Here is a 13348-nt window from a genome sequence, read left to right on the forward strand (position 1 = left end):
TCACCCTAGGAGCCGGGGCGCCCCGGACTGAAGGACCGAACCGAGCGGAGTCCGTGACCGAACCGAGCGGACGTTCACGCCCCGAGACCGGCCTCGCGGGCCCGCACGATCGCGGTCGACCGGTCGGCCGCGCCGAGCTTGCCGAGCACGTTCGACACGTGGTTGCGCACCGTTTTCGGGCTCAGCACCAGCCGGCGGGCGATGGTCGCGTTGTCGTGCCCGCGCGCCATCAGGTCCAGCACCTCGCGTTCGCGATCGGTGAGTTCCGGGAACACCGCCGGCGCCAGGGTGCGGGAGGCGGCCATCGCTCCGATGGCCTTGGCGGCGACGGCGGCACCGACGATGACCTCGCCGTCCGCGACGGCGCGGATCGCCCGCTCGACACCCGACGGGTCGGCACCCTTGACGAGGTAGCCGCGCGCCCCGGCGCGCACCGAGGCGACGAGCGACTCCTCGTCCTCGTGCATCGTCACCACCAGCACCCGCAGCTCGGGGAACCGCCCGAGCAGCTGCCGGGTCGCCTCGATGCCCGAGCCGTCCCCGAGTTCGAGGTCCATGAGCACGACGTCGACGTCCGCGGTGATCACCTCGAGCGCCTCGGCGACCGAACTGGCCTGGGCCACCACCTCGATGCCGTCGAGGCTGCCCAGCAGCGCGACGAGCCCGAGCCGGAACACCGGATGGTCGTCGACGACGGCGACGGCGATCGCCGCGGGGGCGTTCACGACGGGCCCCACGGGAGGTCCGCCGTGACGACGGTGCCGTGCGGCTGCGCCGCGGCGATCTCGACGGTGCCGCCGACGTCCTCGGCGCGTTCGCGCATGCTGTGCGTCCCCACGCCCCGTCGCGCGTTCCGGTCCAGCCCGCGGCCCGCGTCGCGTACCTCGAGGGTGAGCCGGTCCGCCGCCGCCCGCACGAGCACCCGGCACCCGTCGGCACCGCTGTGCCGACGCGCGTTGGTGACCGCCTCGGCGGCGATCCCGTACGCCGCGGCGACGACCGCCCCGCCCCGGCCCGGTGGCACATCGGCGTCCACGTCGACGCGGAATCCACTGCGCGAGTGGACCGCCGACATCTCCTCCAGCGCGGCGGCAAGACCCAGCTCGTCCAGGACGGGCGGCAGCAGCCCCCGGGAGAGCTCGCGCACGCCCTCGACCTGGTGGTCGAGTTCGCGCAGCAGCGAGTCGATCAGCGGAGCGGCGCCGGCGGAGTCGCTGTCGATGAGGTTGCGGGCGCCCTGCAGCCCGAGCCGGATACCGGCGAGGGACGGACCGAGCCCGTCGTGCAGTTCCCGGCGGATCGTGCGGCGCTCGGCGAGCCGGGCCTCGGTGAGCCGGTCGCGCGCCGCGTCGAGCTCCTCCGAGGACCGCAGCACCACGAGCCCGGCCTCCACCACGGAGGCGAGTTCGCCGAGCGCGCGGAAGCTGCGGGGCCCCAGCGTCTCACCGGGCGGGGCGGTCACCTCGAGCCGGCCGTCGCGCAGGACGACCTGCTCGGTGGGCCCGGTGGGGGTGCCCCATCGGGCGAGCGCCTCGTCGCCGCGGCGCACCGTCACCGACTCGAGGCGCAGCGCCACACCGACTCCGGCGGCGAGGTCCTCGAGCAGCCGCCGCGGCGTCTGCGCCCCCGCGAAGTGCCGGCCGAGCCGGCGCACCGCGCTCGCCGGGTCGTCGCCCTCGCCGTAGACGAGGGTGTGCACGCGCCGGGTCAGCCAGGCCCGCACCGGTTGCACGGCCAGGGCCACCGCGACCGCGGCGATGGCCTGGGCGACGACGGATCCGTCCGTCGGCAGGATCAGGGCGACGGTGGCGGTCACGGCGAGGTAGCCGGTGGCTAGTACCGCGACGAGGCTGCCGGCGACGGCGGCGCGGCCGACCGCGAGGTCGAGCCCCCACAGCCGTTGCCGCAGCACCACCACGAGGATCGCGACCGGGTAGAACGCCTGCGTGGCCAGGTGCAGCAGCGGCGTGAGCATCCACGGCAGGCCGGGCACCGCCAGCGGGATGTAGGACACCGCCATCAGGGCGGTGCCGAGCGCGAGCCAGCCCAGGCCGATGCGATCGGAGACCGGGCCGCACCGCCACCGGTAGGTGATGTCCGCAGCGGCGAGCAGGCCGAGCGTGACGACGGGCAGCACGAGCCAGCCGACGGCGGTGCCGGTGAAGGTACGGGCCCAGAAGAACCACGCGGTGACCACGGCACCGGCGAGCACGCCGAGGCGGGCGCGCCGGTCGAGCGGCGTGTCGCGGACCAGCCAGGGCACCACCAGGAACAACGCCAGGGTGCCGGGGATCCACGCGGTGCTCTGCAGCGGCGCGAGGACCCCGGCGAACGGCAGCCCGGGCCGCACCTCCGCGAGCTTCGTCCAGGCGTAGCTCAGGGCCGAGAGCCCGACGCCGATCGATGCGAGCGACAGCAGGATCGGCACCGGATGCACCCGGCGCGCCAGCACCACGCCGGCGACGGTGCCGTACACCGCGGCACCCACGGCGTCGACGAGGAAGAACAGCTGATCGGAGTCGAGGTCCGGGCGGGCGGTGGCGAAGACCACGAGGGCCGCGACGGCCAGGCCCCCCGAGAGCACGGCGACGACGGCGGCGGGCACCGGTGCGCCACCGGTGCCCGCCGCCGTCTCGGATGCGTCCGCAACAGCCATGATGCGGTGAGTATGCCCCGCGGCCGGATCCGTCGCGCGGCAGCCTATCGGCGCGCCCTGTCGGAGACGGCGAATCCGATGCCGGCGACGAGCACCCACACGGGACCGACGAAGCCGGCCATGTATTGCAGCGGGGAGATCCCGAGCAGCGCGGTCAGGCCGCCGAGCACCACGCTCGCCCAGCCCAGCCACCGCGGCGTCGCGCCGTGGCGCAGCGACGCGGCCGCCACCGCCAGGCCGCTGACCCCCGCGCCGACCCACAGCCACGGGATCGTGCCGACCCAGTGCGCGCCGACGACGGCGAACTCGGCGACCATCTGTCCCGGCTCGCTCAGCCCGAACAGCAGCTCGGTGTCCAGGCCGGCGCCGAGCAGTCCGGCGGTCGCCGTGAGCAGCAGACCGAACGCCGCGACCGACGGCAGCAGGCTGTCCTCGGGCAGGGCGATCCGCAGGCGGCGCTGCAGGCCGGCGGCGAAGATCAGCAGCAGCACCGTCGACACCATGAGCGACAGGTGCATCACCAGCAGTGGGGTTCGTTCGCCCGCGAACGCCTCGGCGATCGCGGGCGCGTTGCCGGCCGTGGATTCGTCGTAGGCGGCGCCCATACCCATGCTCGCCTGGATGGCGACGACCCCGGCGAGCCCGGCAACGGCCCCCGACCATGCCCAGGCGCTCGACGACGCGCGCCGTGCGGCCGTGCGTCCGTCCTCCGTCACGCTCACTGTGCTCATCGGTTCGGTGTCCCTCCCGTCGTACCGGCGCGCTCTGCGCCTGACGGAGAGGCTGCTGCGCCCGGCGTCCCGGTCGCCAGGGACACCCGTCCCGTCCCGGTGGGATTCCTCCGGCGGGATGCCGGACCGGTCCTCGCGCGCGTCGGTGCTTGCCGCGCGCGTGAGGACGCGCGCGACAAGCACCGTTCCGCGCGAGAGTGACCGCGCTGCAGGCGAATCAGTAGATGAGGACGGCGAACAGCGTGCTGAGCACGAGCCCCGCCATCACCGGCAGGAAGCACTTGCGGGCCAGGTCGAGGACGGGGACGCGGGCGAATCCGGCCACGGCGACGAGCGACGACCACGCGACGATCACCCCGCCGCCGGACCAGATGTTGCCCATCTGCCCGATCGCGGCGAGGGTCGACGGATCCATGCCGACCGCCGGGCCCAGCGCGCCGGACAGCGAACCGGTCAGCGGCAGACCGCTGAAGCCGGACCCGTCCAGCCCGGCCACCACGCCGATGAGCAGGATGCCGAACGACGTGACGAACGGGTTCTGCGGCAGGTGCGACTGTGCCGCGTTGACGAGATCGAACAGGATTCCCGGACCCGTCTCGCCGTCCGCGTAGCCGAGGATGGCACCGGAGAAGTCGGGGTTGCCGATGAGGAAGAAGCCGGCGATCGGCAGCACGACGCCCATCGCCTTGAAGGCGAACACCAGACCGTCGACGAGGTGCTCGGAGGTGGTCTCGAGGAAGCCGCCCCTGTCGTTGGACGCGGCGGCCGCGAACAGGATGAGCGCCGCGATTCCACCGACGATGGCCGCGGCGTCCCCACCCTGCAGGGGCGGCACCACCTGGGTGAACTTGCCCAGCAGCAGATACACGATGAAGGCGAGGTAGGCGAGCGGAACGAGCATCGCGAACGCCTTCGCGGTGCCCCTGCTCTCGGCGAGTTCGTAGCTGCCGGGGTCGCGCTCGGCGACGATCACGGCCGTCGCCGTGCTCGCGGCACCGTCGGGGCCACCGGCGGGGCCGCCGCCCACGGGCTCGGGCTGCACCGGCTGCCGGCTCGGGGCGGATCCGCCGCCGGCCGGGCCGTCGGCGCCGCGGTCGGCCTCGGCCTCCCACTCGACGAGCAGGTCCGGCGACGGCGCCCGCCACGTCCGGCGCTGCGCGACGAACGTGATCGCCAGCGCGGTCACGCCGACGACGAGCGACAGCACGAGCGACTTGTCCGCCACGGCGTCGACGTCGGCACCGGCCGCCGTGGCGGAGATGCCCGGTGCGACCTTGATGATGTAGTCCGACGACAGGGCCATGCCCTGGCCACAGATGGCGATGACCATGCCGACCGACAGCGGCGACAGGCCGGCCCGGATGGCGACGGGGATCAGCACGGCACCGACGAGCGGGACCGCCGGGGTGGGCCAGAAGAACAGGGAGATCACGTACGTCACGACGGCCAGCACGACGAAGCTGCTGGTGCCGGTACGCATGACCCTGCGGAACGGCGCGACCATCAGCCGGTCGGCGCCGAGTTGCCGCAGCGCGCCGAGCATCGCGGTCACCAGCGCGATGATCAGGAAGATGTTGAACAGCTCCTTCGCGGCCACGAGGCTGGCGTTGAAGATCGAGGACAGTCCGGTGACGATGCTGCCGGAGAACACGAAGGCGGTCAGGAACGTTCCGATGACTGCGGGAACCACGATGTTCTTCCGCAGGGCCATGGTGGCCAGGATGACGACGATGCCGGCCACGTAGACCCAGTGGGCGGCTGTGAGTTGTACGTCCAATTCGAGTCCTAAGTCAGGAGCAGAACGAGTGAGGGGCTGTGTTCGTGGAACTTTCCGCGCTCGTTCATGCCTGGTCAACGCAAACCTTGCACAGTGCCCCGAACTGTAGATGTGCAGTGTGTTCCTGTTTTGCGTTTCCGTGTCCTCCGGTAGCGCGATCGTGAACAATTGCTACGAACTTGTGTCTTCCGCCGTTTCCGCCGGGCGAACCCCGATTCCTTGGGCAGGGTGCACACTCCGGGCGCGTCCGCCTGTGCTGTTTACGAATTCGACGCCGATGCGGCGGTACCGGGCGCGGTGAGACAGTGAGGCCACGGCCCCCGCCGTATCGCTCGCGAGCCACAGGAGACAGATGACCACCCGTACTGCCGCGCCGACTCCGGCCCCGGCGCACGCCGATTCCGGAACCCCGCTCGCGCTGTCCGCCCTACTGGCGGGAACCCTGGTCGGCACGATCAGCAACAACGTCGTGAATGTCCCGTTGGCGGAGATCCTGTCGGATTTCGGCACCTCGCTCGAGAGCGGGGTGCTCGTCGTCGCCGGTTTCCTGTTGACGTTCGCGGCGTCGATGCCGCTGGCCGGCTGGATCGGTGATCGCTTCGGCCGCCGGCGCGTGTACTGCGGCGCGCTCCTGGCGACGGCGGTGTGCTCGGCCGGCGCCGCGACGGCCCCCAACCTGGCGGTGCTCGTCGCGTGGCGCTCGCTGGGCGGTGTCGCCGCCGCCGCGTTCGCGCCCGCCGTGATGGGCCTGATCGCGTGGTTGTTCGGGCCCGAGCGGCGGGCGCGGGCCGTCGGGGCCTGGGCGGCGGTCAACGGTGCCGGTCAGGCCCTCGGACCGTCGATGGGCGGCCTGATCGCCGACCACTGGGGGTGGCGCTGGGTGTTCGTCCCGCTCGTGCCGGTGGCGCTGATCGGCTTCGCGGGGACCCTGCGCTGGATTCCCGCGTTCGAGGGCCGGCGCATGCGCCTCGACGGCCCAGGCGCGGCCGCGTTGACGCTCGGCGCGGCGGTGCTGGTGCTCGGGCTGACGCTGGTCCCGCAGCCCGGCGTGGCGCTGCCCGCCGCCCTCGCGCTGATCGGGGGCGCGGCCGTCGTTCTCGTGTGGTTCGTGCTGCACTGCCTGCGCACGCAGGTGCCGTTCGTCGACGTCCGCCTCGTGGCCGAACCGCGGTTCGCCCGCAGCGCGATCGCGGCGTTCGGTCAGATGTTCTGCCTCGGTGCGACCCTGCTCGCGGTGCCGCTGTACCTGACCGGCGCGGGGGTGTCCACCGCCCTGGCCGGGACGATCCTGTTCGCGCTGCCCGCCGTGATGGTCGTCCTGGCCCCGATCGTGGGCCGCACGACCGACAGGCTGGGCGCCCGGAGGGTGCTGCGGGCGGGGCTGGCGGTGCTGATCGTCGCCCAGTCGGCCCTGGCCGCCGTCCTGGCGACCGCGGCGACGAACCACTGGGCGGTCGTCGCGGTGCTCGCGGTCACCGGGGTGGGCAGCGCGCTCGTACAGACCCCGGCCGCGGCCGGGTCGACGCGCTCGCCCGCCGGAGCCCAGGGCACCGGGCTGGGGTTGTTCAACCTGATCCGTTTCGGCGGATCGGCGGTCGGCGCCGCGTGGGTGGCCATCGCGGTGGACTCGTGGTCGTACCCCGTGCTGTTCGTCGTGTGCGCCGTCGTCGTCGCAGCGGGGCTGGCCGCGTCCTTCCTCGGCCGCGACCCCGAACTGGCAGGCGTGTGAACGTTGTTCAGCGGTAGTTGATCTCGCGGTCCACGGCGGTGTGGACCTGGTCCAGCAGCTCGAGGCGGATCGCGAGCCACGCCGTGAACTGGTTCTCCGGCAGGCGCACGTCCATCGACAGCGCACGGGAGATGCGATCGAGCTTGGACAGCATCGTGTTCCGGTGCACGTTGAGCTCCCGCGCCGCGGCGTTGACGTTGCCACCCGCGCTCAGGTACGCGACGAGCGTGTCGTGCAGGTCGGTTCCGGCGCGGATCGGGCCGAGCACGTCGCGGACCAGGCGGCGGCTGCGGTCGGTCTCGGCGACGAGTTCGAGCACGCCGTAGCCGCGCAGGTCGCGGTAGGAGACGGCGCCGGACAAGCCCAGCCGCTGCCCGATTCCCAGGGCGACCCGGGCCTGACGGTAGCTCTCCCGGATCTCGTCCGCGCCGACGGCGGGCGCGCCGTGCGCGACCGGCACCGGCCGGCCGCGCCGGTCCTCCAGGTCCAGGGCCATGGCCTCGGCATACTTCTCGATCTCCGCCTCGACGTCGCGCCGGTCGTGCGACCGGAGCGAACGGACGACGACGAGGACGTCCCCGATCACGGTGACGTAGGACCGCACCGCCGGGTGCGGCAGCACGCTCGCCGCGTACCGCGCGAGCCGCAGCAGGCTCCCCGAGCCCTCGACGCCCGCACCCCCGGCGTCCGGAGCGTGCCCGGCCGCGACGAACACCGCGAACGTCGAGGTCAGATCGATGTCGTGATACCCGGCCCGCGCCTGCATGTCGTGCTGGCTGGTGAAGCTGCCGTGCACGAGCGCCTGCACGAAGTCCCCGCGGGCGCGTTCCTCCGCTTCGTCGACACTGCGCTGCCGCAACATCTCCGAGCCGATGATCGCCGTCGCCTGTTCGGTGACGACCGCGTGCTGAGCCAGTTCGTGCGGGCCCGGGCCGGGACCGGCGGCAAGCACCGCGACCCAGCCCTCGAACCGCTTGCCCAGGCGGATGGGGCTGGCGGTGCACGTCCAGCGTCCCGAATCGCCGGACAGCTCCACCACCCGGGTGTCGTGGCCGTGTCCGGATCCACTCGTGGTCTCCGCGCCCTGCCGTTCGGCCAGCGCCCGCGGAAGCCGGTCGGAGACGAGGTCCGTGGTCGCGGAGTCCAGGCCGTGGACCGCGACGACGTGCCCGCGCGCGTCGAGCGCGACGGCGGGATGGTGCGCGAGGGCCGAGACCTCGCGGAGGAGCAGGGTCATGCCCGCGCCCCGGTGCAGCAGCCCCGCCAGGGTGGTGTGGACGTGCGACGAGTAGCGCATCACGTGCACCTCCTGCGTCAGGGCACGCTCGGCCAGGAGGCGGTTGAGCGCCGCGAAGCCGATCGGGAAGCTCAGCTCGAGGACGACGAGTCCCGCGGGCAGCGGCGACTCCGCGGTCGTCGCGGGCAGCGAGCCGTCCACGACGAGGGCGGCGGCGCCGCGCGCGGCCAACGCCGCGACGGCGTGTACGTTGCCGGCGAGCGCCTCCGGACGGACGTACACGGCGACGGCATCGAGGTCGTCGAATCGGCCCATGACCTCGCTGAACGGCAGTGCCCAGGTGAGGGCGCGGTCGAGGGCGGTGTGCCCGGACGCGATCCGCGCCCCGGTCATCAGCGACTCGTCGAGCAGACCCCGGACGGTCAGGCGCGGGCTCGGTTCCATGTCGACCTGCTTTCTGCGAGCGGGGCGCCGGCGCGAGGGACGACGTGCACCTTTTTCATCAAGTACCAGAGTCGAAGGTCCGCAGGCGATGTGCAACTTGTACACGAATTGTGTCGGGTACGGGTGATTCTGACCGTCCCTCCGTGGCCGCATCCCTGTTAGAAATAGCCCACTGGCGAAAACGCATCCACCGGCCGGACCCTCGCTTCCCGCTCCGCCAGGCCGGTACTCCCGCAGACCGAAAGTGGAGACCCATGCATCGAATTCATCGCATCACCCTCGACGACGCGCTCCCCCTCCTCGCCGCCGGCCGCGCGAAGGCGGAGGAGATCGGCGTCAAGCAGACCCTGTGCGTCTGCGACGAGAGCGCCAACGTCATCGCCCTGCACCGCCTCCCCGGTGCGCGGCTGACGGGTGTCGAGATCGCGATGGCCAAGGCGTTCACCGCGGCGGGCCACGAACGCGCCACGCACCTGTTCAACGAACCGCCCAACGGGCCGGCCCTGCCCGGCAACGAGGCCTTCGGCATCAGCCACATGCTGCCGGGCAAGTTCGCGATCTTCGTCGGCGGCTTCCCGCTGGTGTTCGACGGCCAGATCGTCGGCGCCGTCGGCATCAGCGGCGGAAACGGCGAGCAGGACAAGGCCGTCGGCGCGGCGATGCTCGCGGAGTTCGAGGCGATCACCGCGTCGGTGGCGCACTGACTGTGCACTTCGACCCCCGCCGGCGCCGCATTCCGGTCAGTGTGGCCGTGGCCGCACCCCGACGCCGGCACTAGTTTCGAAACCGACCGGAACAGGCTTTCACTCAGCCGATTTCGATCGTTCTCCGCAACGTCGCGGATCAACCCCAGCCCGACCGCACGACACAGCGTGAAAGGGAAACCACCATGACCGAACTGCTCGGACGCGACGAGTTCCGCGCCGCACTCGAGAACGCGATCAAGGGCCGCGAGGCCAAGGACGCCTCGTTCAGCAAGGCCTGGGCCGAGGGCAAGCTCGAGAAGCACCACTTCGCCCGGTGGGCCGAGAACCACTACCACTACGTGGGCCCGTTCGCGGACTACCTCGCGAACATCTACTCCAACACGCCCGACACGTTCACCGACGCCAAGGACTTCACCCTGCAGAACATGTACGAGGAGGAGCTGGCCGACATCCGGCACACCGACCTGCTCATCAAGTTCGCCGAGGCGTGCGGCACCACCCGCGAGCGCGTCGAGGATCCGAACAACATGAACGCCGTCACCCGCGGCCTGCAGGCGTGGTGCTACGCGGTCTCGCAGCGCGAGCACTTCGTGGTCGCCACCGCGGCCCTGGTCGTCGGTCTCGAGTCGCAGGTGCCGAGCATCTACAAGAAGCAGATCGTGCCGCTGCGCGAGGTGTACGGGTTCACCGAGGACGAGATCGAGTTCTTCGACCTGCACATCACCTCGGATGTCGTCCACGGCGAACGCGGGTACCAGATCGTGCTGGACTGCGCCGACACCCCGCAGTTGCAGCAGCGCTGCCTGCAGCTCGTGCGCTGGGGCGCGGAGATGCGTTTCTCGTACACCAAGGGCCTGTACGACACGTACGTCGCTCCCGACCTCGAGCTGGCTCCGGCCTGACCGACGTGACCGGACCGCGGGAGGGTCCACCGCTCGGCCCTCCCGCACCGGTCCCGGCGGCCATCCCCGATCGAAGGAGAATCATGTCCACCGACGCCGCCTCGGCCCCGCCCGGGTCGACCCGCGACAGGGTCGCCGTCGCCACCGTCAAGGAGCTGACCCGCCGGCGCAAGCTGCGCGTCGAGGTCGACGGCGTCGGCATCGCGTTGTTCCACGCGAACGACCGGGTGTACGCGTTCGCCGACCTGTGCATCCACCAGGACCGCTCGCTCGCCAAGGGCACCCTGTTGCACGGGCGGGTCATCTGCCCCGGCCACCAGTGGCGGTTCGACCTCGAAACCGGCTACGAGGAGGACCAAGATCTCTGCCAGCCGACCTATCCCGTGACCGTCGAGGGCGACACCGTCTATCTCGATCCGGCCCCGCGCCGAGTCGTTCCCGGCTCGCAAGAGGAGAGTTCGTCATGACCGTACGCACCGTTGTCACCGTCGGCGCCGGCCAGGTCGCCGCGGTCGCCGCACGCACGTTGCGCCGCCGCGGATTCGACGGCCGCATCGTCCTGCTCGGCGACGAACCGCACGCGCCCTACCAGCGGCCGCCACTGTCGAAGGAGTTCCTCGCCGGCCGGGAACCCGTCGCCTCCCTTTCCCTGCTCACACCGAAGTGGCTGGCCGACAACGATATCGACATCCGGACCGGTGTCACGGTACGGCGCGTCGACACCGCCTCGCGCAGCCTGGAATTCGACGGTGGGTCCGTCGCCGCCGACGCGGTGATCCTCGCGACCGGGGGACGCCCGCGCACGATCCCCACCTCCGGGACGCGCCCCGATCTCGTGCACTACCTGCGGACGCTCGACGACGCCGTCGCCCTCGCCCCGCGGCTGACCCCCGGTGCGCGCCTGGTCGTCGTCGGCGGCGGATTCGTCGGCCTCGAGATCGCCGCAACGGCACGCGATCTCGGTGTCGACGTGGTCGTCCTCGAATACGCCGACGCCCTGCTGGGTTCCGTCCTGGGCGCCACGGTCGGCGGGTTCTGCGCCGACCTGCACCGCCGCAACGGCGTCGATCTGCGCACCGGCGTCGGCGTGGACTCCGTCGCGACCTCCGAGGCCGGGGTGCGGGTCCGCACCACGACCGGCGACACGATCGAGGCCGACGTGGTCGTGGTCGGCATCGGCATCACGCCGAACGTCGACGTGGCCGCCGCGAGCGGACTCCACACCGACAACGGCATCGTCGTCGACGCCGTGGGCCGCACCGCCGTACCCGGAATCCACGCCGCCGGCGACGTCGCGAACCGCTTCTCCGACCGCGCCGGCCGCCGAGTCCGGGTGGAGCACTTCGACAACGCCAACCGGCAGGCCGCGGTCGTCGCGGACACGATCGTCGGTCGCACCTCGCTCGCCGACGACGCCCACTGGTTCTGGTCGGACCAGTACGACACGAACATCCAGTTCACCGGAACACCTTCCGGGACGACGGAACTCGTCGTGCGCGGCGACGCCCGCTCGGGTGAGTTCACCGTCTTCTATCTCGCCGGCGACGTGCTCACCGCGGCGTTCGCCATGGACCGCGGCGAGGACATCATGGCCGCCCGCGAACTCGTCGGCCGGACGGTCGGCGCGCACCAGCTCGCCGACGCGGACGTGGACCTGTGGGAACTGGGCGAACAGGTGGTGAGCTGAGGTGGCCGTGACAGGACTGAACTTCATCGACGGTGCGTGGGTGCCGGCCGTCTCCGGCGCCACCTTCGAACGACGCAACCCCGCCGATTCCACCGACCTGATCGGAACGTTCCCCGATTCCGACGCCACCGACGTGCGCATCGCCGTCGACGCACTCGACAAGGCGGCCCCCGAATGGGCCGCCACCCCACCGGAGCGCCGGGCCGCCGTCCTGGAGGCCGCCGCCCGGCACCTCGAGGAGCGACGGGAATCGCTCGTCGGGGAACTGGTCCGCGAGGAGGGCAAGACGCGCGCCGAGGCCACCGTCGAGGTGAGCCGCACCCCCATGAACCTGCGCTTCTACGCGGGCGAGGCGCTGCGCGCGACCGGCGCGACGTACCCGGCCGCCGGCCGCACCATGATCTACACCGTCCGCGAACCCATCGGCATCGTCGGGGCCATCACCCCCTGGAACTTTCCGCTGAACATCCCGTCCCGCAAGCTCGGGCCGGCGCTCGCCGCGGGAGATCCGGTGCTGTTCAAGCCGTCCGAGATCACCCCGCTCATGGGGCAGCGGCTGGTCGAGGCGCTGCTCGCCGGCGGACTGCCCCCGGCGGCGATCGCGCTGGTGCAGGGCGGCGGGCGGGCCGGGGCCGCGGTGGTCGCCGACGAACGCGTCGCGGCCGTCACCTTCACCGGATCGACGGAGGTGGGCCGGGCCATCCATCGTGGCGTCGGCCCGGACCGGCGGGTACAGCTCGAGATGGGCGGCAAGAACCCCGTCGTCGTCCTCGCCGACGCCGACCTCGACGCCGCCGCCGCGTTGATCGTCAAGGGCGCTTTCGGGCTCTCCGGACAGGCCTGCACCGGCACCAGCCGGGTCGTCGCGATCGACGACATCCACGACGCCCTGCTCGAGCGGGTCGTCGCCCGCGCCGAGGCCCTCACCGTCGGACCGGGCCTGCGGGCGGGGGCGTCGATGGGTCCGCTCGCCAGCCGCGGCCAGCTGGACAAGTTCCTCGAGTACGTCGCCGTCGGGCAGGACGAAGGGGCCCGTCTGGTGTGCGGCGGAACCCGCTGCGACGACAACGGTTTCGGAGACGGGTTCTTCGTGCGCCCGACGGTGTTCGCCGACACCGCGCCGGGCATGCGCATCCTGACCGAGGAGATCTTCGGTCCGGTGCTGGCGTTCCAGCGGGCGTCGTCGTTCGACGAGGCCGTCACGTTGGCCAACGACACGGCGTTCGGCCTGAGCGCGGCGATCGTCACGCGCGATCTCGACCGGGTCGGGCAGTTCGTCGCCCGTTCCCGCACCGGCCTGGTCAAGGTGAACCAGCCGACGAACGGCATGGCGATGAACGCTCCGTTCGGTGGGTACAAGGCGTCGAGCACCCAGACGTTCAAGGAACAGGCCGGGCCGACGCTGATGCAGTTCTACCAATCCGAGAAGACCGTCTACATCGACCCCGTCGCCTGACCGCCCGCGGTCGGAGCAGATC

The 13348-nt window shown here is 71.9% G+C and carries 11 protein-coding genes; 6 read left to right on the forward strand and 5 right to left on the reverse strand.

Translation table 11 applies throughout. The features are described from left to right. Positions 1-74: 74 nt before the first annotated feature. The 4 genes from JYA75_RS02045 to JYA75_RS02060 all read right to left on the reverse strand — a co-directional run bounded on the left by JYA75_RS02045 (position 75) and on the right by JYA75_RS02060 (position 5164). Entirely contained in the window at positions 75-737 is a 663-nt protein-coding gene (locus JYA75_RS02045) for a response regulator transcription factor (RefSeq protein WP_082120183.1), read from the reverse strand. Next, a complete protein-coding gene (locus JYA75_RS02050; RefSeq protein WP_168578972.1) occupies positions 722-2656 on the reverse strand; it encodes a histidine kinase in 1935 nt (644 codons plus the stop codon). The genes JYA75_RS02045 and JYA75_RS02050 overlap by 16 nt, the downstream gene beginning before the upstream one ends. A gap of 44 nt (positions 2657-2700) precedes the next feature. Beyond that, complete coding sequence (locus tag JYA75_RS02055) at positions 2701-3387, reverse strand: hypothetical protein (RefSeq protein ID WP_043799319.1); 687 nt, start codon at positions 3385-3387, stop codon at positions 2701-2703. Between the two features lie 217 nt (positions 3388-3604). Continuing rightward, positions 3605-5164, reverse strand: a complete 1560-nt coding sequence (locus tag JYA75_RS02060; RefSeq protein WP_043799317.1) for a hypothetical protein — start codon at positions 5162-5164, stop codon at positions 3605-3607. Between the two features lie 352 nt (positions 5165-5516). On the opposite strand from JYA75_RS02060, the gene JYA75_RS02065 reads away from it, so the two are divergent. Continuing rightward, positions 5517-6893 (forward strand): MFS transporter, encoded by a 1377-nt coding sequence (locus JYA75_RS02065; protein ID WP_203329639.1) that lies wholly within the window; start codon positions 5517-5519, stop codon positions 6891-6893. Between the two features lie 7 nt (positions 6894-6900). On the opposite strand, the gene JYA75_RS02070 is transcribed toward JYA75_RS02065, so the two are convergent. Beyond that, positions 6901-8574, reverse strand: a complete 1674-nt coding sequence (locus JYA75_RS02070) for a helix-turn-helix domain-containing protein (RefSeq protein WP_203329640.1) — start codon at positions 8572-8574, stop codon at positions 6901-6903. 254 nt (positions 8575-8828) lie between these two features. Between JYA75_RS02070 and JYA75_RS02075 the strand changes: the two genes are divergently transcribed. From JYA75_RS02075 to JYA75_RS02095, 5 genes are all read left to right on the forward strand, one after another. Further along, entirely contained in the window at positions 8829-9278 is a 450-nt protein-coding gene (locus JYA75_RS02075) for a heme-binding protein (RefSeq protein WP_006943161.1), read from the forward strand. 185 nt (positions 9279-9463) lie between these two features. Further along, entirely contained in the window at positions 9464-10183 is a 720-nt protein-coding gene (locus tag JYA75_RS02080) for an iron-containing redox enzyme family protein (protein ID WP_006943160.1), read from the forward strand. An 83-nt stretch (positions 10184-10266) separates the two neighbouring features. Continuing rightward, entirely contained in the window at positions 10267-10650 is a 384-nt protein-coding gene (locus tag JYA75_RS02085; protein ID WP_006943159.1) for a Rieske 2Fe-2S domain-containing protein, read from the forward strand. Next, the gene (locus JYA75_RS02090) at positions 10647-11870 is read left to right on the forward strand and encodes an FAD-dependent oxidoreductase (RefSeq protein WP_050034463.1); all 1224 of its coding nucleotides are present in this window, start codon (positions 10647-10649) and stop codon (positions 11868-11870) included. The genes JYA75_RS02085 and JYA75_RS02090 overlap by 4 nt, the downstream gene beginning before the upstream one ends. A gap of 1 nt (position 11871) precedes the next feature. Continuing rightward, the gene (locus JYA75_RS02095) at positions 11872-13326 is read left to right on the forward strand and encodes an aldehyde dehydrogenase family protein (protein WP_065923131.1); all 1455 of its coding nucleotides are present in this window, start codon (positions 11872-11874) and stop codon (positions 13324-13326) included. Positions 13327-13348: the final 22 nt, after the last annotated feature.

The sequence above is a fragment of the Rhodococcus sp. PSBB066 genome (assembly GCF_017068255.1).
GTDB lineage: Bacteria > Actinomycetota > Actinomycetes > Mycobacteriales > Mycobacteriaceae > Rhodococcus > Rhodococcus aetherivorans.

Coding starts and splice junctions, on each gene's coding strand:
- JYA75_RS02090 (WP_050034463.1), top strand. CDS start 10,647: ATGACCGTACGCACCGTTGTCACCGTCGGCGCCGGCCAGGTCGCCGCG.
- JYA75_RS02070 (WP_203329640.1), bottom strand. CDS start 8,574: ATGGAACCGAGCCCGCGCCTGACCGTCCGGGGTCTGCTCGACGAGTCG.
- JYA75_RS02050 (WP_168578972.1), bottom strand. CDS start 2,656: ATGGCTGTTGCGGACGCATCCGAGACGGCGGCGGGCACCGGTGGCGCA.
- JYA75_RS02055 (WP_043799319.1), bottom strand. CDS start 3,387: ATGAGCACAGTGAGCGTGACGGAGGACGGACGCACGGCCGCACGGCGC.
- JYA75_RS02085 (WP_006943159.1), top strand. CDS start 10,267: ATGTCCACCGACGCCGCCTCGGCCCCGCCCGGGTCGACCCGCGACAGG.
- JYA75_RS02065 (WP_203329639.1), top strand. CDS start 5,517: ATGACCACCCGTACTGCCGCGCCGACTCCGGCCCCGGCGCACGCCGAT.
- JYA75_RS02075 (WP_006943161.1), top strand. CDS start 8,829: ATGCATCGAATTCATCGCATCACCCTCGACGACGCGCTCCCCCTCCTC.
- JYA75_RS02080 (WP_006943160.1), top strand. CDS start 9,464: ATGACCGAACTGCTCGGACGCGACGAGTTCCGCGCCGCACTCGAGAAC.